This window comes from Rhodococcus sp. WB9 (assembly GCF_007558985.1).
GTDB classification, from domain to species: Bacteria; Actinomycetota; Actinomycetes; order Mycobacteriales; family Mycobacteriaceae; genus Rhodococcus_F; species Rhodococcus_F opacus.
Genome location: NZ_CP041769.1, coordinates 5,714,817 through 5,736,230, shown reverse-complemented (window position 1 = coordinate 5,736,230; position 21,414 = coordinate 5,714,817). Strand labels below are relative to the sequence as shown.

14 protein-coding genes are annotated in these 21,414 nt (G+C 68.0%); 8 read left to right on the top strand and 6 right to left on the bottom strand.

Translation table 11 applies throughout. The features are described 5' to 3' along the window. Window positions 1-127 precede the first annotated feature (127 nt). From FND50_RS26765 to FND50_RS26750, 4 genes are all read right to left on the bottom strand, one after another. Window positions 128-1,492, bottom strand: coding sequence for a hypothetical protein (locus FND50_RS26765; protein WP_144287702.1), 1,365 nt, complete (start codon window positions 1,490-1,492; stop codon window positions 128-130). Beyond that, window positions 1,492-1,785 carry a hypothetical protein gene (locus FND50_RS26760; protein ID WP_260850731.1) on the bottom strand — a complete coding sequence of 98 codons (294 nt, stop codon included), beginning with the start codon at window positions 1,783-1,785 and terminating at the stop codon, window positions 1,492-1,494. The genes FND50_RS26765 and FND50_RS26760 overlap by 1 nt, the downstream gene beginning before the upstream one ends. A gap of 190 nt (window positions 1,786-1,975) precedes the next feature. Continuing rightward, window positions 1,976-2,665 carry a tellurium resistance protein gene (locus tag FND50_RS26755; RefSeq protein WP_144287701.1) on the bottom strand — a complete coding sequence of 230 codons (690 nt, stop codon included), beginning with the start codon at window positions 2,663-2,665 and terminating at the stop codon, window positions 1,976-1,978. A 113-nt stretch (window positions 2,666-2,778) separates the two neighbouring features. Next, on the bottom strand, window positions 2,779-3,198 hold the full coding sequence (locus FND50_RS26750; RefSeq protein WP_144287700.1) for a CoA-binding protein: 420 nt from the start codon (window positions 3,196-3,198) through the stop codon (window positions 2,779-2,781). Window positions 3,199-3,277: 79 nt separating this feature from the next. Here FND50_RS26750 and FND50_RS26745 point away from each other — a divergent pair, with 79 nt between their 5' ends. After that, window positions 3,278-4,927: an NERD domain-containing protein/DEAD/DEAH box helicase gene (locus tag FND50_RS26745; protein ID WP_144287699.1), complete on the top strand. Its 1,650-nt coding sequence runs from the start codon at window positions 3,278-3,280 to the stop codon at window positions 4,925-4,927. A 10-nt stretch (window positions 4,928-4,937) separates the two neighbouring features. Here FND50_RS26745 and FND50_RS37145 read toward each other — a convergent pair whose 3' ends face one another. Both FND50_RS37145 and FND50_RS26735 read right to left on the bottom strand, forming a co-directional pair. Further along, entirely contained in the window at window positions 4,938-5,756 is an 819-nt protein-coding gene (locus FND50_RS37145; RefSeq protein ID WP_260850730.1) for a hypothetical protein, read from the bottom strand. A 322-nt stretch (window positions 5,757-6,078) separates the two neighbouring features. Beyond that, entirely contained in the window at window positions 6,079-6,402 is a 324-nt protein-coding gene (locus FND50_RS26735; protein WP_144287698.1) for a hypothetical protein, read from the bottom strand. On the opposite strand from FND50_RS26735, the gene FND50_RS26730 reads away from it, so the two are divergent. From FND50_RS26730 to FND50_RS26700, 7 genes are all read left to right on the top strand, one after another. Further along, window positions 6,401-6,604, top strand: coding sequence for a calcium-binding protein (locus FND50_RS26730; RefSeq protein ID WP_144287697.1), 204 nt, complete (start codon window positions 6,401-6,403; stop codon window positions 6,602-6,604). The two genes, FND50_RS26735 and FND50_RS26730, sit on opposite strands and share 2 nt — an antisense overlap. Before the next feature lie 532 nt (window positions 6,605-7,136). Next, a complete protein-coding gene (locus FND50_RS26725; RefSeq protein ID WP_260850729.1) occupies window positions 7,137-7,640 on the top strand; it encodes a hypothetical protein in 504 nt (167 codons plus the stop codon). Beyond that, window positions 7,637-10,318 carry a vWA domain-containing protein gene (locus tag FND50_RS26720; protein WP_144287695.1) on the top strand — a complete coding sequence of 894 codons (2,682 nt, stop codon included), beginning with the start codon at window positions 7,637-7,639 and terminating at the stop codon, window positions 10,316-10,318. The genes FND50_RS26725 and FND50_RS26720 overlap by 4 nt, the downstream gene beginning before the upstream one ends. Window positions 10,319-10,366: 48 nt before the next feature. Then, on the top strand, window positions 10,367-13,942 hold the full coding sequence (locus tag FND50_RS26715; RefSeq protein WP_144287694.1) for a tubulin-like doman-containing protein: 3,576 nt from the start codon (window positions 10,367-10,369) through the stop codon (window positions 13,940-13,942). A 1-nt stretch (window position 13,943) separates the two neighbouring features. Continuing rightward, complete coding sequence (locus FND50_RS26710; protein WP_144287693.1) at window positions 13,944-16,649, top strand: magnesium transporter; 2,706 nt, start codon at window positions 13,944-13,946, stop codon at window positions 16,647-16,649. Between the two features lie 14 nt (window positions 16,650-16,663). Next, entirely contained in the window at window positions 16,664-18,673 is a 2,010-nt protein-coding gene (locus FND50_RS26705) for a hypothetical protein (protein ID WP_260850726.1), read from the top strand. Further along, complete coding sequence (locus FND50_RS26700; protein WP_144287692.1) at window positions 18,670-21,414, top strand: hypothetical protein; 2,745 nt, start codon at window positions 18,670-18,672, stop codon at window positions 21,412-21,414. Before FND50_RS26705 ends, FND50_RS26700 begins: the two co-directional genes overlap by 4 nt.

Genomic DNA, 21,414 nt, shown 5'->3' with positions numbered 1-21,414 from the left:
AGCAAAGAACCCTGCGACGACGAGTGCGAGCCACGACGGAGTGCCTAGAGTCGCAGCTCTCCAATAGCCGGGGCCGGTTGTCGTGGCCCTTCTCAACACATTCATCAACCTTCGACCCGTCTCCTGGTCACTTCACGCGTGGCGGATTGTCGGTGCTGCCCAGGCACGTGCTGGGAAGATCGGACACGGTGGGAGGGATGCGCCCAGCCCATTCCTGAACGTGCTGAAACTGTTCCAGCGCACGTTCGCCGCTGCCGATGTCATGGTCGGTCCAGAGGTTGAGCGCCGGACCCCATGGTTGACCCGAGGCAGCGGGATCAACCGCTACCGTGTGCGTCGCGCCGGTGGGATCGTCTTGGTACACCTCGAAAGACGGATAGTCGGCGCGCGTTCCATTGACCGTCACACCAGTGGAACCGGGCATGCCGGGCTGCCCCTGACCTGGCGTGATCACCACATCGCCGTGCACGGTGGGCATTGCATAGCCGGGTGCTTCGAATGGTCCGACTTTCGGATGGAAGGGGTTCGCTGCTTCGTACTTCAGGCGCACTGACCCGTCGTCCGCCTGCCACACCTCGACGTCCGGAGACCCGACCTTCACTTCACCGTTGGTATCGACCGACGGGTTCTGCCGCATGACGACGATGCCGTTCTCGTAGTCGACATAGGTGGTTACTCTGCTGTTTTCGGGATCGAAGTCGGGACTGTTCGGGCGATTGTCTCCCAGGTCGTAATACGGCCGGTTGAACACCGAGTATTGCTCGATGAAGCTACTCGTCCGAATGACCCCCTGGCCCGGTACCGGATCGATGTGCACGACCTTGATTTCCGGCTGCACTCCTTGGTACATCTCTGTGTAGCTGTTCGGATTCAGCACGGTGGCGGTTTGCCAGTCACTTGGCGAGAGCGGGTATCGCCCGAACATGTCATTGAACGCTTCAGCTGAAACTTGATCGCGGGCTTCCTGCGTGCCGACAACATGTTCTGCGCCCGAGGGATCGAGTCCCTCAGGTAGTTGATTTCCGCACGTCCGGATCTCGACGGCGGCGTCGCGAATCTTCCTCGCGGTGTCATCCGCGACCACCATGAGCTCCCGCAACGCGGCAGCGATAGCGGATGAATGTTGCTCAGCCTGAGCGGTATCGCCGACAACGGACCAGTCATCGGCCACAGCGCAATGGTCGGCCTCGGCCTCAGCCGTTCTGGTGTTGACGACAGTCAGATGAGAAACAAGATTGTTCGCACCTTGATCGAGCACATCAATGAGCTCCAAGATCGCTCGTGATGTCCGTGCACCGATATCGCAGTCGGTTCCGATCCGGTCGTATGCCGCATCGTACGATTCGCCGTGCCAGTGACTTCCCGCATTCTGGAGCCCCGAGCGCATTCGATCGAGCTGACTTGTGTAGTCGGCGTCTCCGACGCGCAGGCGCGCGGCGACATCGAGGAGTGCGGCCGGCTTCCATCGTTCGATCTCGCTGCGCGTCGGCATCAGGGCCGAGCTCCGATTGCGTTCAGTTGCGATCGGAAGTCGTCCTCCGAAACTTCGAACTCGTGCGCGTTCCCTGTCGCGACAGCCGCGATTCGCCTCGCTTGCTGCGCCATTCGCAGATATGCGCCTTCGATGAACTCGCCTGCCTCGTCGAGTGCAGCAGGGACATCGCAGCCAGGCATGAAGTCGCCTACCGTGCTGATCGAGCCACGGACCTCGATGTCATCGATCGTTTCGCCTACGTCATACATAGATGAAGCGAGCACGCGCAGTTCTGTTGGATCGACCTTCACGATGTGTCCCCCCCGAAGTGTCCCCTCACCTCACGCTATCTGGATCCCCTCGATCCGACTCCGCAAGGCCGCGAAGAGTATATTCGACGCCCACCTCCGGCGCCGACTGCGGGTGGACGCGGCACCTGGTTACGAGTACGCGTGCGGGCCGCCACTCTGAGGCGTCCAGGTCCCCGCGCCGCAGGCGCCGTCACTTGCGGCCGGCCGCCCACTTCATGCCCCAGCTGTAGGTCTTGTCGAGATCGGCCTGGCTGCCTTCGATGTACCTCACCTCGCGGGTCACGGTGATGCCTTGTCCGGTGTTCTGCAGCATCGCGATTGCGCAGATGCGAGCGGAACTGTTCGAGGAGTCCAATCGCACCTCCACCTCGGGTCCAATGGTGGGGTAGAGGGTGACGACGCCGTCCACGGCTGCCCAGTTGGGTGCGCCGTCGTAGATCATCGCGAAGATGAGGATCCGCTTGAACATCTCCGGTCGGTCGAGGTTGATATGCATGTTCTCGCCCCCGGTCACGGTGCCGGTGCGGTCGTCGGCGTCGAGTTTGATGAACGGCGGGGCCTGCAGCGATCCGAAAGTGTTGCCGAGTGCCTGGACCACACCCTTCGACCCGTCGGCCAGTTCGTAGAGGCAGCCGAGGTCCAGGTCGATGCCGTTGTTGCCGCCCGCGGCGGCCGCGAGCTTCGCGAAGAAGCCGGTCTTCTTCGGTTGCGGCGTCGCGCCCGTCGACCAGTTGAGGTTGACCCGCATCGCACCCTGCCGCTCACCCGACTTCGTGAGGCTCACGGAAGGCGCGGCCTTCGACAAGGTCACTTTGCTCAGATTGACTCCGCCCTGCGGTGCGGCAGGAGTGGAGGGGCGTCGGGTGTAGTCGATGGCCACAGGTGGGAACCTTCCGATTGACTGAGCGGCGCGCGTCAGACCGTTGTCCGATTTGCACGATTTCGGTCCAGAGTAGCGGCCGTCGCGCGCGGCGGACTACAGCCCGACCATGGTCACGCTGAATCCCGCGCACTCCACTCGATCGCTGGGCAGGTGTCCATCACCATCGCGACGCCCTTCACGGTGGTTCGCTGGAAGGCGGCCTCGTCGATGACGCCCAGTTGGAACCAGACTCCTTTCGCACCTACCTCGACGGCCTGGTCGGCGAACTCGCCGGCGGCCTCGGATTTGCGGAAGACATCGACGACGTCAATTGCGAACGGGACGTCCGCGAGGGTGGCGTAGCCCTGCTCGCCGAGCACCGTGGGTGCGTCAGGATGGATCGGGACGATACGTTTTCCTCGGCGCTGCAACAGCTCCGCGATCCGGAACGCGGTCCGGTCGGGATTGCCGGAGAGCCCGACAACTGCCCACGTGTCCCAGTCGTCGAGCATCGACGACACGGCCTTGGAGTCCTGCCACTTGGTATCCACATCGCCAAACTACTACTGAAGGAGGAGGTCAGCCGGGGATTGCCGCGCTCGATCGAGGCCGACGTGCGAAAGTATCCGCATGGTGACCCGAATTCCCGAGAATCCGCGCCTGGTGAATGCTTCCGAGGAATCGGTGTGGAATGCACTGCTCGGTCAGCTCGGTGACGGAGACCTCGTGGTGGCAAACCAACGGGTCACCGACAGGCTCAAGGACCACGAGATCGACTTCGTGGTCGCGCTCGAAGGGTACGGGATCGTCTGCCTGGAGGTGAAGGGTGGGCAGATCTGGCACGACGGCACCGATTGGTACCAACAGCAGCGAAAAGGACCGACGGTCATCAACCCGGTCCGGCAAGCACGCGACGCGCTGTATGCCCTGCGGAGCTACGTGGAGGCCGACCCTCGCTGGAGCCACGGGCGGCTGCGATGGGACCACGTGGTGGTCTTCCCCAATGTGGAGATCGCCGACGACTTCGCCCTGCCGGAATGCCCGCGTTGGAAAGTGATTGATCGCAGCAACCTCGACGAGGTGGTGTCGCGATTGCAGAAGGTGCTGTCCGGTCAACAGCTGGACCGCCCCGCGCTGCCCGCTGATGGGGTCGATCAGCTCACGACGGTCCTCTCCGGACGGGGGCTACCGCAACGCGACGTGGTCGCGAGGGCGATCGCGAACGAAGGCGCTGCCGACGCACTCACCGCCCAGCAGTCGGTGATTCTCGACGCGATCCGGTTGTTGCACCGTGTCGAGGTGCGGGGCGGCGCCGGAAGTGGCAAGACTTTCCTCGCCGTCGAGAAGGCGCGGCGGCTGGCGAAGCAGGGGCAGCGGGTGGCACTCATCTGCTACTCGCACGGGCTGGCGTCGTATCTCGAGCGCTTGACCGCCACCTGGTCCTACAAGGAGCGGCCCGCATATGTGGGGGAGTTTCATGCGCTCGGTCAGCGGTGGGGAGCGCCGGAGGGGCCGGACGAAAGCATCCGCACCACCGACACCGTGCAGTTCTGGGAACACGACCTTCCGCGGCACATGGCGGAATTGGCGTCGGAGTTGCCCTTGCGGGAGCGGTTCGACGCGGTGGTCGTGGACGAGGCGCAGGACTTCGCCGATGACTGGTGGGGGCCGTTGCTGGCGGCGCTGCGTGACGAAGAAGCCGGCGGCATCTATGTGTTCAGCGACGAGGGGCAGCGGGTGTTCGACCGGCAGGGTGTTCCGCCGATTCAATTGGTCCCGTTGGTGCTCGACCACAATCTGCGCAATACCCGTCAGATCGCGGACTCGTTCACGCCGTTGGTCGGCCAGCGGATGCGTCTGCTCGGTGGGGAAGGCCCGGAGGTACTCTTCGTGCCCTGCGCGGCGGAGGATGCGCTGACAGTGGCCGACGATCAGATCGACTCGTTGATGGACGAGGGGTGGCGTCCCGAGGATCTGGCGTTGCTTGCCACGGGCAGCCGTCATCCCGAGCAGGTCGGCCGGCAGGCGGAGGGCAACGTGGCCTACTGGGACAGCTTCTGGGACACCGAGCAGGTGTTCTACGGGCACGTCCTGGGCTTCAAGGGTCTGGAACGCCGGGCCGTCGTGCTGGCGCTCAATGAGAAAGTGGTGCAGGAGCGTTCGCGGGAGCGGCTGTATGTCGGCTTGTCGCGTGCCCGGGATCAGCTGGTGGTGTGCGGCGATCCGGACTTCATCCGCGAGGTCGGAGGAGCGGAGTTGGCCAAACGCATGGGGATCTGATGTCGCCCCGTTAGTTAGCCCAGCGGTGCCCGCATGCGCCGCAGATCCAGTCCGGCCGTGGGTCAGTGACGATGCAGCCCAACGGAACAGTCCACGGCGGCACCGGCTCGCGCGGGATCGGCATGCCGATCACTGCGGACCGGGTTTGCGATGCGGCGCATCGCGGGCAGCTCGGGTGGAAGGAGAAGCGGTAGTCGAGGAAGGTGGAGAATCCGCCCTCGGTCATCGCAGTCTGGCACCTGCCGCACAAGGCAGCCGGCCAGTCATGCGCCGGCCCGTAATAGTTCCAGTGGTCGACGCCGTTCTCGGCCGTGTGGATGTGTACGCGCTCCCGCGCGGCACTGCCACGCAAGTCGATCGTCTCTCCGCAGGCTGTGCACTTGCCGGCGGACTTCAGCAGCACACGCGCCGCGGCCGCCGTGGTGTGCGACGCCTCGTCTCGTCGGGCGAACGGGTCGTCGAAGTTCGCAGGATGTTCGAGGAGCGGAGTCAGTAGTCGGCCGCCGACCTCGTTGTCGACCCGACCGGCGATGGTGGGAAGGACGACGCCCGCGCCGGCTTCGACGGCAGCAACGGACGGAAGTTCGGGGAGCGTCCACGACTGCGTGACGCCGATGGTGTCGGGCGATGACGGACCCGCGAGCTCCATGCACAGGACCGTGCGCGGTTCGGTGTCGAGCACGGTGATGAGCACGTCGCCGCTGCGAATAGGTTCGCGGATAAACCAGGGCCGGTACGGCGACCTCGGTTCGAGGTGCGCGATCACAGCGTCTTTCCAGGGGCGTCCTTCGACGATGAAGGTTCGCTGAACGACGGTGTGCTCGGTCACGGCGACATCTTGTCGTGGGGGACCGACAAATCAGCCGAGGTGCCTATTCGGGGATGTCGATCGAACAGTGTATTGACTCGGATACGTTGACGCGCAGGTGATTGCGTAACGTCCATGCATTGGTTGGCGACCCGTTGCTGAATTGTGTGAAAGTCCGGGCAGTCTGGTATTAGTTTCAACCATCGTGCTGTCGCTGCGTGGATAGGAAATCGGACGCGCGAGCGCTTACACAGTTTCGTCTGCGACTACCCAGGCGAGAATCAGCAAGTTTCCGGGCAGGTCGCCCGCATTTCTGAAAGGGCACTGCCGTGTCGATCGATATTCAGCCCGCCGCTGCCAACTCGCAATCAGTGAGCCGGGCGCGTAACGCGCGACGGCCGTTGTTCTCCTCGATCGTCGGATGCGTGGGCGTCGTCCTGGCGGCCGCCAGTCTTGCCGGCTGCGGTTCGGGTGAGTCCTCGTCGACGGCACCGGCGACCACCACCGCGGTCGCTTCCACGACGACAACCACGACCACGCGGCCGACGACGACGGTGCCCGTGACCACACCGGTCGCGGTTGCGCCCGTGGCTCCGGTGCAGGCTGCGCCTGTGGCGCCGACCTCGAGTGCCCCCGTTCTGGTGCCGATGCCGGCCGTGGTTTGCATGAACCTGCAGACGGCGCAGAACATGATCCAGGCGGCGGGGGTCTTCTTCTCGCGCAGCGCCGATGCGACCGGTGCAGGACGGATGCAGGTGCTCGACTCGAACTGGATCGTCGTGGGTCAGCAGCCGTCGCCCGGTGCCTTGGTCGGCGAGGGCGACGCGGTGCTGTCGGTTGTGAAGATCGGTGAGCCCAACAATTGCTGAAGCGCTGACGGCGACACCGCTAGGGCCGAAAGTCCCTAATTGTCCCCGGCGGTGTCGGTTGAACGGTGTATTGACCCGGATTCGTTGGGGCGCAGTTTATTAGCTAGGTCACCAGCGCAGGCACGGTTATGTGTTACGTCGGGTTTGTCTGGTATTAGTTTCAACTAACGCGCTCGGGGTGGACGGTCAGCCGAAAAGCGCGTGGTGTTGTCATTCGTCTGAATGAATCTCGTCGCCTAACCCGCGTTGGTCGAGAAACGTGTCGGGGGCGGGGTGTAATTTCAGCAGCATAGTTCGACGTTCAAGGAAATGAGGGGGACGGGCGCGCGTGATCGACGCCGCCGATTCGGATGTGGCCGACGTGCCGCCTGCTGGGCGACGCGTTCGGTAGTGGTATCTGCAACTCGCTGTGCCGCTTATTGTTTCATCATCACTCGTGTAACGCTCGTCGCAATGTCGCGATGGAATGTTCGATCACCACACCTGGTTCCCTGTGCGTCTGCGCCCTACCGCGAGAGAAATCCGTGCCTCGATGACCAATCCCTTCGACTTCAGCGATTACGACACCTCGCGTGATCGCGGGTCCACCGACTCGACCTCGTCGTGGCCGGCCGCAGGCCACTCCGGCTCGGCGCCCGCCGACCCCTTCGCATCTCAGCCCTCCACGTTCGCGTCGCCTGCCGTCGCGGAGCCCTTCGCTGCAGCACAGAGCCCGCGACCCGGCGGCACGATCGCGCAGGGTGAACCCCCTGTCCTCTGGCTCGCCGTGGCCGCAATGGCGGCCACGGCGGGGCTGATCCTTGCGATCACCGCTGGTTCGTTCACGGCCTTCGCCTTCCTCGCATGGGTGCTGGCGGGCTGGGTCGCATTCGTGCTCCTGGCCCGCTATACCGTGCTCGACACGGCGCAGCGGGCGAAGCCCGTGTACGCGCGATCGAAGGTCGCCCAGCGGGGCTATTGGGTCGTCGTCGCCCTCGCGGGAGCGGGAATCGTGGCGAGCGCGTGGCACATTGCGGAATGGGCGGGTCGACTGTGAAGAAGGTAGCCGCGCTCGCGGCAATGATGCTCGTGCCCCTGATGCTGGCGATCCCGTCCGCGTCGGCAGCCCCGACGACCGCAGCGGTCGGAGATTTCGGTGGTTGCCTCGCCGCGCAGCAACAGGGCGACTTGCTGCTCATGGTCGATCAATCCGGCAGCCTCCAGGGTTCCGACCCCGACGCGGCACGCGTGTCTGCAGCCAACTACCTGCTCGAGCAGCTCAACACGTTCGGCGGGTCCGCGGGTGTGGAGCTCAACGTCGCGATCGCGGGATTCTCCGAAAATTTCATTGTCCACGCACCGTGGACCCGACTCGACAACGGTTCGCTGCCCGCCCTGCAGGATGAGGTCGAGAGGTTCCGTACTCGCACGGACGGCATCGACACCGACTACTGGAACGCGCTCGACGGTGCCCGCCGCACGCTTGCGGAGCGCGACGGCCAATCGGAGACCAACCGCTGCCAGGCGGTGGCGTGGTTCTCCGACGGAAAGCTCGACTTCACCGTCCGTGACGCCGAGAAGCCCTACGCGCAGGGAGTTTCCCTGGGTAGCGATCAGGGCGTCCAACAGGTGGTGGCGGCCGCCCGGGAATCGATCTGTCGTCCCGCCGGCATCGCCGATCAGCTGCGCTCGTCGGGGATCGTCACGTTCGCGGTGGGCCTGGCCGCGGGGGCCGCGCAGCCCAGCGACTTCGACCTGATGCGGTCGATCGCCACCGGCGGCGACGGGGCGTGCGGAAAGACCACGTCACCGTCACCCGGTGACTTCTACCTCGCGCAGAACATCGACGACCTCTTGTTCGCGTTCGACGCGTTCAGCACACCCGGTCAGGCCCCGATCGAGGGTGAGACGGGTGTCTGCGTCGTGAGTGTGTGCGAGGAGGCGCAGCACCGCTTCGTGCTCGACGACTCGATCAGCTCGGTCACTGTGCTCGGCTCGGCCGACGCGGAGGGGCTGATCCCGACCCTCGTCGCTCCGAGCGGGGCGCAACTCGCACTCGACCGCGAAGGCGCACCCAGGACCGCGACCCTGGACGGCGCCCAGGTTGCGTACCGGTGGATGTCGCCTCGCTCGGTCAGCTTCACGATGACCAAGTCCACCGATTCCGCCCAGTGGCAGGGCATGTGGGCACTCGTGTTCGTCGATCCCGACGGCTCCAGCCCGCTGGCCCGCTCCAAGACGAACATCCACATCTCGGGCAATCTGTTCCCGGCATGGCTCGGCATGGATACGACGGCCGTGCACAGCGGCGAGAAGACGTCCGCCATCCGCCTGGGAATCGTCGACTCTGACCGGAACGAGATCGACCCCTCGGATCTGCTGGGTAGCGCCGCCCTGTCGGTGTCGCTGACCGATGCGGGGAACGTCGATCACCCGTTGGTCGATCGGATTGCCAAGGAACGCATCGGCGATCCCGTCGAACTCGATTTCACCGAGGTCCCGCCGGGTGGGGCGACGCTTCGGCTCACGCTCGATGTGACGACGGCCGACGCCCGATCCGCGTCCGGTGACGTCATCGCCCCGGGCACGGCGTTGACACCGCAGTTCGTCGATGTCCCGCTCACGGTGTCTCCGCCGATCGGCTACCCCACCGTGCCGTCGAAGGTCGATTTCGGCACCGTCGAAGGCGCCGGCCAGTTCGCCGCAAGCATCCCGATCGCCGGGCCCGGTTGCGTGTGGTTCGACCAGGCTGCATCGGTCGCGCTCGACGCCGTACCCGACGGAGTCGGTGACGTCGGTGTCTCCGCCGGCACCGCGCCGTCCGCCGCAGACTGCCTCGAGATCGGTGAGGGCCAGCAGGCGAACCTCCCCGTCGACCTGTCTGTTCCGGCAGCGGGCAACGGCTCGCTCAACGGTTCGATTTCGCTGATGATGTCGCCTCCCGGTGAGCCCGACCGCGCGCTGCCGATCACCGTCGCGTTCACCGCCGAGCTGCAGAAGCCGCTCAACAGCGGGCGGTTCTGGCTCGTGTTCGTGCTGGTGCTCCTGGTCAGCATCGCAGTGCCGCCGCTCGTGCTCTACGGCATCAAGTGGTGGACCGCCCGAATTCCGGCGAAGACGCTCAAGGCAATGCGCGTCGGCGTCACCATCGAGGGCGGGCAGGTTCTGCGGGACGGTGTCGAATTCGGGATCCGGGAGAGCGACCTGAGTCAGCTCGTGCGGGGGCTCAACAAACCCGCTCGCGGCCTGGATGTCGAGGGTGTGGAGTTGCGGACGCGAATCGGTCTGTCGCCGTTCGGGCCGGGGCACGTGGTCGCGCAACAGCCCGGCCTCGTCGCGGCGTCCGGAGCCGAACCGTGCGTCGACCGGCGCACGGGCGGCGCGCGGCTTCCCCTCGCCATCCACAACAACTGGGTGGTGCTGCACGATCCGGATGGTCCGGCGAACCTGGCGACCGTGCTGCTGCTCGTCGGCGGGGACGCCACCGAGGAGAGCAACCGCCGTCTGGTCGCCGACCTGGTGCGCAAGGTGCCGGGCCGGATTGCCGAGCTGAGGGCCGATCACCCCGGCTCGACCCCGACTCCGACCGCGACGACGCCGAGCACGCCACAGTCGTCCGATCCCTTCGGTGCCCCGCCGGCCCCGACGTTCGGTGCCGCACCTTCCTGGGATGCGACCCCGGCCCGCTCGTCCGCCGGCGACCCCTTCGATCCGTTCCGGCCACCCGGCTCCTGACATGGATCGTCCTCGACTTCAAGCTTCTTCTTCTGTGAAAGGACCGTAATGAGGCGGTTTCTCGTAGTCGGTTGCGGTGGTTCCGGCGCTGTCACCCTCGCGTACATGATGGATCAGCTTCGCTCGGATCTCGCTGCGGCGGGCATCGACCGGATCCCCGGTGGGTGGCAGTTCATCAGTATCGACGTGCCGACGGCGCCCGAGGCGGGACCGGACGGCCTCGACAACGTCCGCGATCAGGGCGGTTTCTACTTCGGCAGCGGCCCTCAGGGTGATTCGTACGCGGTGCTGGACAATGCGCTGACCAACCAGCTCACCGCGAAGCAGAGCCTCGACGAGATCGCCACGTGGGCACCTCGTGACCCGTCGTCGGTGACGGTGCCCATCGGATCGGGTGCGGGCCAGTACCGCTCACTCGGCCGCATGATCACTCTGAGCAAGGCCGGCGGAATCCGCGACACCCTGCAGCGGGCGTGGGATCAGCTGTCGACGGTCGAGACGGCCAGCCAGATGTCTTCGCTGAACGTGCCCGGCGGCGGTTCCTTCGAGCAGGGTGAGTCGCCGATCGTGCTCGTCGTGTCGTCGATGGCAGGCGGCGCCGGCGCGTCCATGGCCCTCGACGTGTGCCGTCTGCTCACGCTGATCCCGGGGCTCGACCCGCGTCTGATGGGCGTGTTCATGGTGGCCCCGGACATCTTCGACGGTCTCGGCAAGAGCGCGACCACCGGTGTCCGGGCCAACGCGCTGGCGATGCTCGGTGAGATCGTCGCCAGCCAGCTCGGTTCGGCGCGTGAGCACGACGTGGAGATCCTGCGCGCACTCGGGCAGCAGCACGGGGCGGGCGAGAAGGTTCCGTTCGCGCGCGTGTTCCCGGTGGGCCGCAAGGTCGGTGTGGAGGGCGCACCGTTCGGTGACGGCTCGCAGAAGGCGATCTACCGCGGCCTGGCCCGCGGCCTCGCCGGGATGATGATGAGCGGCGCGGCGACTCGTCAGTTCGTGCAGTACGACCTCACGAACGGTGCGGGATTGCCGGGCCAGCGGGAGAACATCGGGTGGGGCGGTCAGTGGGACAACCTGCCGTGGGGAACCTACGGTTTCTCCAGCCTGAGCATGGGCCGCGACCGTTACGCCGAGTACTCCGCGCAGCGGCTGGCTCGCAGTTCCGTCGACCGCCTGCTGGACGGTCACCGTTCACCCGGTAGCCCGGTGTCCGACGAGGATCAGGTCAACTCGATTCTCGACGGTCAGTGGAACAGCCTGCTCGCGGCGATGGGACTCCCGATCGCGCACGCCGATGCGCGGGGTGCGCAGATGGGGGTGGGCGCCTGGCTCACGTCCGTGGTGCTGCCGTCCACGGATGCCAACCGTATGGCCGGCCAGACGGTGGAACTCGAACTGCGCGGGCATCTCCCGTCGGGTTCTGGTCTGGTGGCGGGACAGTGGGTTCCGGAGATCCGGCAGGCGCTGGGACGCCGTCGTCAGGCGCTGACGAGTTCGGCCGAGCAGCATGCGGTCGCGCACGCGTACGTGTGGCACAAGGGTCTGGTGGACCGGATCGAGGGGACGGTCGGCAGGTCGATCGCCCAGCTGGGTCTCCCGTATGCCACCGCGCTGGTCAGCCGTCTGCTCACGTACTGCAAGGACTCGGTGCGGACTGGTGCCGAGGACCTGTCTCGCCGGGCGCCCGAGGACATCACGGCACAGACCGCCGACGCGTCGCAGGTGCTCACCAACCTCAAGGGCAGCATCGAGAGTGACGCGGAGATCCTCGATCGGATCGTCGCCGACTGCCGCGACAACGTGTACCGCCAGCTGTATGCGTCGCTGTCCGGCAAGGTCGCCGAGGTGATTGCCGCTCTGGTGCCGGAGGTCCTGCAGCCACTCCTGGACGCGTTGAACGAGGAGCAGACCGCGCTGCGCCGCGCCCGCAACAAGCCCGCCAGCGATGTCGGGCTCGCCCGGCTGGCGACGGACCAGTACGGCGCGTGGCCCGCCGACAAGGCCGATCGGGTGCCGAAGCGGTTCGCGGAAGCCAACAACGAGGTGATGCTCACCCCGTCGGCGGACTTCATGGACCAGTACCGGGGAGATCTGCCGCTTGCCGTCACGGCCTCCGAGACCGGGACGCCGCCGTTCGCGGCGGCGGTCGAGCAGGCGGTCGCGAGCGTCGTGACGGGACTGTGGACGACGGTCGACGGCACCCGGGCGCCGGGGGAGGACCATTCCCTCGTCGATCGCACGGCGGCCTGGCGGTCGCGGGCGTTCCCGATCGACCCGAACACGCGTGAGGCGCTGGTGCCGTCGTCGGCGCGTTACGACGTGCACGTCCGTCCCGTCGAGTTGCTCGATCGGGCGCGGAAGTTCGTCGGACGCACCGGCGAATCGTTCGACCGGTTCTGCCGGGTGTCGCTCCGCGAGTACATCGAGGACCACACCGTGCCCGCGTATGCGATCGAGGAGCGGCGGGAACGACTGCAGCGCAAGTTCACCGAGGCACTCTCGCTGGCCCGGCCGCTGGCCAGTGTCAACCAGCAGGCGCTCGAGGCGCTGCACCCGGGACAGCAGGTGGAGTACCGCTACAAGTTCACGTCGGTGCCGTTCCTCAACCTGCCGGTGGCGGACACGCTGTCGCAGGTGCTGCAGAAGGACCCGATGATCGATCACGAGACGGAGGGGGAATTCGCGCGACTGCTGTCCGACGAGGACCGGCTCACCCGCATCGACATCTTCGGCTCGTACCCCAACTACTCCCCGCTGGCGTACGACTCCGTGCTCGGGCCCGCCGCCAAGCAGTGGGCGGATTCGACCCCGGCGCAGCAGGAGTCGTTCTGGCGGTGGCGCCGGTCGCGTCCGCTGGCCGCCTCGCTGCCGATGCACCGCGACGAACGGCGCGCGATGACCGCCGGCTGGTTCCTCGGGTTGGCAATCGGACAGGTTCGGTTGCCCGCGGCCCCGTACGACGAACCGGTCCGGGTGTGGGACGCCGGCATCGGTGACTGGGTGGACTTCCCGAACCCGCTGCTCACCCCGCCGTCGCGGTTCACGGTCAGCAACGACTGGCTGCCTGCGGTGCTCGAATCGGTGTTGCTGGCGATGGCGCAGTCTCACGAGCCGCCGGTCATGCACTCGATGCTGCCCTACCGGGCGCTGCGGGCGGTCTACGACTCGTCTGCGGAAGACCCGGTCAGCGGCATCCACGAGGTGCCCGCGAAGGCGCGGCTGACCGCCTGGCTGCGCACGGGTGTGCCCGTCACGGGATGGCAGTCGCAGGTGGAGAACACCGGACCGGACGTTTCCGTGGCCGAGCGCGCCGGCAATGCCGTCGCGTGGCTGTCCAAGATCCGCGAACTCGTCGGCGAGCACTACATGGAGCCCGGTCAGGACGGGGCACCCGGAGGTGGCGCACTGTCGGTGGTCGGGTTGCGCGAACACGCCTCGCAGACGCCGATTTTCCGCGACATCGCACCGGACGTGTATTGGGCGACGGGCGAACTGATCGCCCTGATCGAGGAGTGCAAGGCGCGTGCGGAGCGACCGGAGCAGCCGAACCACGCTCCGGTGCACGCCGCGGCGCCGACCGCGATGGCGCACGCCCTCGTCCTCCCCGACGCCGGTCAGTTCTGACATGAGCGTGTTGACGGTGTTCCTCGCCGCGGACGGTCCGGCGCAGGGTGTGCGGGACGTGCTCCGAGATCTGTCCGCCGCCGGACTGGTGTCGCCGTTCCTGTGGATCGACGACACCGCGGTGCTCGCCGACAGCACCCGGTTGCGCGCGCGGGAAACCGACGCGGGTACCGACACGGCGGTGGTCCTGCAGGACGTGCTGGCCTCGCGGCGCATCGACCGGGTACGGATCTGCGTTCTGGTTGCCGGCGCCACCCAGGTCGATCCGGAGTCGGTGCGGTTCGTCTCCGAGCTGCTCACGTCCAACTCCGGGGGAGCGCGGTCCAGCCGACTGCGACTGCTGTTGCGCCGCCCCGGGGCCGAGGACGGGGGCGCGACGACGCTCGCCGGCTGGCACAACCTGCTCATCGCGCCCGAGGACTCGCGTGGACCGGGCATGGGGCACGAATCTCTCGCGCCGACAGTGGATCCCCTCTCCGTCGGGCGCCACGCCGCCCCGGTGATCGCGGGTGTGACCGGACTGTGGAACGACGCGCAGCACGCCCCGTTCGACGACGAACCCGTGCTCCCGGGCAACGCGCTGCGCGTGGTCCGGTCCTATTACCGGCGCCTGGACACCGCCCGAGCCGAGCACGACCTCCGCTCGGAGTTGCTCGATTTCGGCGGGCTGATGCCGCTGCCGCACGACGCCGGCACCAACGTGCTGTATGCCGACGACGTCGCGTCGGCGACCTCGACGATGGCTCGGGCGTTGTGGCGCAAGCACAGTGCGCTGCTCAGCGGTGAACGCGCGGACGCACCGGGCGCGGTCGAGCCGCGCACCATCCGGTTCGTGCAGGCCCTGCGGATGTTCTTCTCGTTCCTGTTCGCGGTGCTGCGGAACGCGCCGGCCCAGTGGGTCGCGCGGGTGGCCAACCGGGCGTCGGCGTCGGTGGCGTCGGCAACGCAGACCACGCTGTTCGGATCCTCGACGCGGGGTGCCTATCGGGTGGTCGTGGGCGGTGTCGACGCGGACGGACACAAGGTCGCGTGGACCGACTACGAGGCGGCATCCAAGCAGATCGGCGCGATGCTCGATGCGGCCGGTGCCACCCCGCAGCCGGTGACTCCGGACCTGTCGGCGCTGTGGCGCGACTACGCCCGCGCCGCCCTCACACTGTCGGACGCCAGTGAGCGTTCCGCGGGCCTCCCGCCGGTGCAGGTGGGCGCGCATCGGGCCATCCTGCGGACCGCGGCGGATGTCATTCCCGGCCCGGGGGATCGGTTCACGGACATCCCGGGCATGGTGTCGGCGACGCTGAGCCTGCACGCCGTCGAACCGGCAGACATTCTCGGGGTCACGGAGACCCGGGACCGGCTGCGGGAGTTGGAGCAGGACCCGACGATCGGTCTCGACGCCCGGCGGACGAGCTCCGCCCTGGCCGCGTGGTGGAGCCGGAAGCAGCGCAGTTTCGCGGTGTCGTTCGGGTCGATCCTGACGAGCCGCCTCGACGCCACCGTCAACGAGTCCCGGGTGCTGCTCGAGCGGCTCGACAAGTCGGAGCAGCGTCAGGATCTTGCGGAGGCGTGTGCCGAGCAGCAGGCGCACATGTTCCGTCGCGTCCGCATCGCGACCGTGCTCTTCCTCCTGCTCGCCGTTGCCGCCGGAGTGTTCGCGTGGCGTCAGATCATCTCGTGGTGGTGGGGTGGCCCGGCGATAGCCGTGTGCGTGCTGGCGTGGGCCGCGGTGGTGGCCATCGTGTGTCAGCGCACCCAGCAATTCCTCGAACGGCTGCTGGTCGAGCGGGACGCGGCCGCGCGGGCCGATGCCGCAGATCGGGCCAATCTGCGTGTCGCGCTTCGGGAGATCGAGCACCTCACCGGGGCCTACCGCCAGTTCCTGTCGTGGAGCCGCGCCCTGGGCGCGTTTCTCGCCGAGCCGCTCGGTGCCAGTGAACAGAGCCGGACGACGGCGCGTGTCGTCGGGTGGGGGTTGCCCCGGCACACCGCGGTCGCATCCGGGACACCCGGCTCCGCGCAGGTGGAACGGGTGGCCGAGGCGCTGCGCCGCGACCTGTTCACGGTCGGCTGGCTGACCGATCCCTGGGACACCGTGCTGGGTTCGGCGGGCGCCGCGCTCGGCTCCGCGGGTCACGACATCGACCGCGACCCGGGACTGCTGGCCGCGAAGCCCGGTGCCGGTTCCGGTTCTGCGCTCGACGAGTGGTCGCTGCGCTTCGATCAGGGCAAGATCCGCGCGACCGGTGCCGCCGTGCTGTGGCAGCGGGCCCTCGCCGAATTGACCGGAACCCGAGAAGAACTCGCCAACGGACTGCTCGAGACCGTCGAGTACTTCGACGGGGGAGTGCCGCGGCGGGTGGGGGTCGACGAGTTCGTCGCCGGGATCGGCACGGAGTCGGAGGGGGTCGCGTTCTTCGACCGGACGATCTTCAGTGACACGGCGTCGACCAAGGGCCTGTCCGCGGTGTCGGGTGAGACGGTGACCCGCGTGCGCGTCGGCTGCGGACTGCTGGCCGTCACGACCCAATACACCGACGGACTGTCGGACGAGGACCTGCGTTCGGCCCACGGGCGTCGCACCGAAGTGGTGGAGATGCAGCACATTCCCGAATTCGAGTTGCGCCCGGCCCGGCAGACTTCGACCAGCCACGACAGCGTCGCGCGAACCCCGTTCGTCGTCCCGGTCGTCGACGGCCTCAACTTCTGAAAGCGAGTGGAACCGTGACCGAGGTTGCCTCACCCGCAGTGTCCGAGGGCGCACTGACCGCGCTGCAGCAGTGGCGGCAGCGGCTGATCGACGATGGCCGGCTGCGTCCCGGCGTGGTCAAGGACACCCATCTGCAGCAAATCGTCCGATCGAACCGGCGCACCGCCGAGGAGATCGAGCCGATGCTGCCCCGGCAGGCGAAGATGTTCGTCGACGACGTCGTCGCCGTGCTGTCGGCCACTCCGACGGCGACCACCGGCCGCGCGTCCGAACCCACCGCACCCGCCGCTCCAGCGCCGCCGGTGGCCGCACCCGCGCCGGGCAGCGAGCACCTTGTGTCGTTGCGCACCGAGGACTTCTGCGAATTCCTGCACGCCGACTCGGATCACCCCGTCGGCCCGGTGACCATCAGCACCGAACCCACCGGCGGGCACCTGCTCGAATGGGAGCCTCTGCTGGCGCAGTCGGGTCAGACGGTGCTCTACCGGGTCGTGTCCGGCGAGAACCATCGCGCCTACAAGCCGGAGGCGGGACGGCTCGTCGGTGTCACCCGCGGCACGCTGCTCGTCGACACCGAGCCTCCGGCGGCCGCGGTGCGGCACCTGCAGGTCTGGTGCCACGTCGGGCGAGACGAGCGGGACGCCGTCCGCCGTCAGCCCGTGCTGATCGCGGAAGGCCAGATCCTCAGCCCGGTCACCGATGTCGTCGTGATGGAGGACGAGGGCGCCGTCATCGGCCAGTGGAGTGCGTGGCCCACCGTCAGCACCGTGCGGGTGTTGCGCATTCCGCTGGACGGCAGCGTGCGCGTCGACAACGACCAGCGGCACCGCATCCTCGCCGACCAGGCCAATCTCGGCGGGTTCGTCGATCGCGACGCCCGCCGCGGGCAGCGCTACCTGTACCGCGCGATCTGCGAGGTGGAGGTGGACGGGCACACCCGGCTGTCCGCGGTCGCGCAGGCCGAGATCGCGGTGTCGGCGGTGCTCGAAGAGGTCGAGGATCTGCACGTCACCACCCACGGCGACAGCGACAACCTGCGGTTCGATCTGCAATGGACCCCACCCGGCATCGGCGCTGTGGTGCTGTATCGCACGGAGTCGGCGCCGCGGGCCGGTCTCGACGGGGCCGTGCTGGCCGCGGACGCCCTCGAGTTGTCGGGTGGACTCCCCGGCTCCGCGCGGTTGGTGCACCCGGCCGTCGAGGGCGAGAACGGCACCCACCGGATGACGGATGTGTCGTGGCCGCGGGGCTGGGTGCGCGCGTACTTCACCCCGGTGACGGCCCTCGACGGGCAGGTTCAGGTGGGCCGCACGTTCATCGCGACGCGTCCGCTGCCGCCGCTGCGGGACGTCCGGATCGTCGAACGCTGCTCCGAGCAGGTGCTCACCTTCCCGTGGCCGGAGGGTGCGGCGTCGGTATCCGTCTATCTCAGTGCACCCGAGATCTCCGCCGAGCACGCGACCGAGCAGCGGCCGATGGCCGAGATCTCCCGCTCGACCTACGACCGGGACGGCGGACTGCATCTGCCCGAACCGCTGCCTCCGCGGGGATGTTCCGTCCACGTCGTCCCCGTCGCGTACACGGCGGGCGAACGGATCGTCGGGATCCCGGCCACCGTGGAGTACCCGGGTCTGCTACGCATCGAGTACCGGCTGGAGACGAAGCGCGCACCGACCGGTAACGCCGCCACCGCCGTCATCCGGCTCGCGTCCGAACTGGAACTGCCGACGGCACCGCCGTTCGTCGTCGTGTTCAACGCCGGGCGGCTCCCGCTCAGCGCCCGCGACGGCGAACCCCTCGAGGTCCGCGGCGAGGGCCAGACCACGGCCGGTGCCCGGAGCTTCCACCCGCGCGGTCTGCGCAAGGAATTCGGGCAGCCCTGGACCGCGGACGTGACCGGCAAGGTGGGATTCCTGCGCGTCTTCGCCGATGTGCGGCCGGAGACCAACCGGACTCTCGCGCTGATCGATCCGCCGGTCGATCAGCTTCGCCTGCTCGACCTTCCGCCCGGACCGGTGGAATGAGCGCACCGCAGCAGACACCCGAACCGCCGCGGTTCGGTCAACTCACCTACACGTCGTTCGACGCTCCCGATCGGGGCCGGGCGGGCGGCGGCTGGCAGGTCAAGGACGTCAGCGACGGCGTCAGCGCTGCCGAGCAGGAGTTCATGCGCGCCGGTGTCGCGACCCGGTTCGACTCCGTGCAGGCCCTCCCGCAGTTCCCCACCCCGGCCGACATCGCGGCGCGACCGCGGCGCCTGGTCTACGCGCCGACGGAGACCGGCGGCTGCTACTGGCACACGGCGCCCGCGGGTGCCGACGCGTCGGGACGGCCCGGCAACGTCTTCGCGCACGTCGTCGTCGACCGGGAGCCTGGCGACGCCGTCCGTCCCATCGAACGGTGGTGTTCGCCCGACTGGCTGGCACCGTTCGGCGCGGACGCCGTCGCGGCCGCCGAACTCCCCGACCGTGCGCCCGCACCCGGCGGAATGATCGATCGCGCAGCCATTCTCGATTTCCTGCTCGATCCCGGAACGTGGCGCGTCGGTGTGCTCGGTGTCCTCCTCGACGCGGTGGATCAGGCGATGCACGGCGGCCCGGGCGTCGTGCTGGTCTGCGCCGACTCGGAGAACGCGGCCCGGTGGATCGGTGCGGTCTCGCACTTCATGTCGCCCGGTGCCGCGCAGAAGTTCGGGTGGTCGACCGCGGATCGGAGTTCGACCGTCGTCGACACCTTGTCGCGGGGAGTGCATCTGGCATGTGTGCCGCCCGGCGACGCCGTGGACGGTATCGCCGGCTGTGTCGTGCTCGGCGAGACCGACACCCCCGATGTCGGCGAGTGGGGCGGCGAACCGCACCGGACCGCGACGGGGCAGCTCGTGCCGGTCACGGCGTGGTCGGTGCTCGCGCAGACCGTGCTCGTCGATCCCGACAGCGCCCGACGCGCACTCGACCATCAGGACGCCCTGGCCGCCGCGGTGGGGGACCGCGACCTCGCCGGCGCCTGGCCGCTCGCCATGGCCGTGATCGCGAATCCCGCGCTGCACGACGCCCTGCCCGAGGCCACGGCCGTGGTGCTCGAGCAGTCGCCGGACACGCTGTCCGCGTTCCCCGACGAGCTGGCAGTCGTCGCGCACGTGGTGGACGAACACCTGCCCGGAAACATGGGCGAGGCGTGGCAGGTGGTCGCGGACTGGCAGCACGGCGGCGGACCCGCACCGGTGGTGTGGGACGTGGCCGGCCGAGTTCTCACGTATCGGGCCCTCGCCGACCGCGAGTGGATCCGCGATTCCGGTCCGGCAGAGTTCGCCCTGTTCGAGACGTGGCCGCATTCGGAGGATCTCGAACGGGAAGCCGAGAAGGTCCTCTCGACGCTCGTGCAGAGTCAGGGAACCGACTCCGCTGCCGCCGCGCACAATGCGGTGAAGACGCTCGATCTGCTCCTGCACGCACACCTCGTCGGCGATTCCGGGCACGACCTCGCCGCCTCGTTGCTCGACCGCGTCGTCGTCCCGGTCCTGTGTGATCGTGAGGCGGGCCCCGCCTTGGTCACCGGGCTCGGTGCCGTCGGAACCGACACGTGTCTCCTGCTGCAGTCGGCCGTCGCCGGTCACCCCGATTTCGCCGGCCGCCCGCTCGGCGCCCGACTCGCACCCGACGTGTTGCGCTGGCTCGTCGACGAGGTTCGGGTACCGACGTCCGGCGAACTGATCGCCGCACCGTCCCGCAGCGCGGAACCGCTGTGTGCCATCGTCGCCGACGCGGTGTTCTCGGTGGTGAAGAGCGGCACCGACGACCACAGGCGGGCATGGGAAAGCTATGCGCCGCTGGCCCTCTGGCGGGCGCTCTACGAAGCGAGTGTGGGCGGCTGGGCGGCGAGCGACGTCGATGCGCTGGTCGACACCTACCCCAGTTCGGTTGCGCAGTGGTGCGAACTCGTCGGCGCCTTCCCCGACCACGTCGCACCCCGCTTGCTGTTGCCCGTTCTCCTGCTCGCGCCGTGGGGACCGGAGGTGGAGATGCTCGTCAAGCACATCGACGCGAACCGGGCCGGAGCCGTCTCGGTGTCCGGCGCCGCGCACCCGGTCGACCAGCTGGCGGTGTCGTGGGCGCTCATCCGGGCGCAGGATCAGTGGGACCGGATCGACGATCCGCGGCTCCGGCGTGCACTCGAACGGCACGGCTGGCCGGTGCTCGAGGACTACGGCGATGCCTGCCCCGCACAGCTTCCGCCGGATCTGCTCGTGCGACTGGCCGTGGTCGCGGTCGCGGGGTTCCAGTTCTTCCCGCCGCACAACGGCACCTACATGCCCACCATGCCCGCCGAACACCTCGACGCTCTGGCGCGCGCGGTGGATCAGGACTCGGACTTCGCGATCACCGCCCTGGTCGATCTGGTGCGAAGCGGTGCCCTGAACGAGCACTGGGTGATCCGGTCGGCGGTCCTCAGCTCGCCGGCCGCACCGCAAATCGAATCAGTGCTCAGCCGCGACGACCTGCTGTGCCGACTCCAGGTGGGGCCGGCGCAGGCGCGGCGGTCGCTGCTCGAGCAGGTCGCGTCGATCGTCATGGGTGACGGTGACTACCGCGGTCCCGTCGGCACGTTCGAGGTGTCTGCCTCGCTGCGGGCCGAGATGCGGGAGCGGCACGACGTCGGCGACCGATTCCGGGCCGGGGACGCGTATGCGCGGTTCGCGTCGACGTGGCTCGAAGATGTCGAATCAGGGTTCGTGCTGCTCGCTCACGATCGGTCGGGCCGGCGATGA

What these genes read in the sequence shown, in the direction of transcription:
- FND50_RS26735 (WP_144287698.1), bottom strand. Translation starts at nt 6,402, where the DNA reads ATGCAAACCACGGCCGGCATCGGCACCAGAACGGGGGCACTCGAGGTC.
- FND50_RS26725 (WP_260850729.1), top strand. Translation starts at nt 7,137, where the DNA reads ATGACCAATCCCTTCGACTTCAGCGATTACGACACCTCGCGTGATCGC.
- FND50_RS26730 (WP_144287697.1), top strand. Translation starts at nt 6,401, where the DNA reads ATGAACCTGCAGACGGCGCAGAACATGATCCAGGCGGCGGGGGTCTTC.
- FND50_RS26715 (WP_144287694.1), top strand. Translation starts at nt 10,367, where the DNA reads ATGAGGCGGTTTCTCGTAGTCGGTTGCGGTGGTTCCGGCGCTGTCACC.
- FND50_RS26745 (WP_144287699.1), top strand. Translation starts at nt 3,278, where the DNA reads ATGGTGACCCGAATTCCCGAGAATCCGCGCCTGGTGAATGCTTCCGAG.
- FND50_RS26700 (WP_144287692.1), top strand. Translation starts at nt 18,670, where the DNA reads ATGAGCGCACCGCAGCAGACACCCGAACCGCCGCGGTTCGGTCAACTC.
- FND50_RS26710 (WP_144287693.1), top strand. Translation starts at nt 13,944, where the DNA reads ATGAGCGTGTTGACGGTGTTCCTCGCCGCGGACGGTCCGGCGCAGGGT.
- FND50_RS26765 (WP_144287702.1), bottom strand. Translation starts at nt 1,492, where the DNA reads ATGCCGACGCGCAGCGAGATCGAACGATGGAAGCCGGCCGCACTCCTC.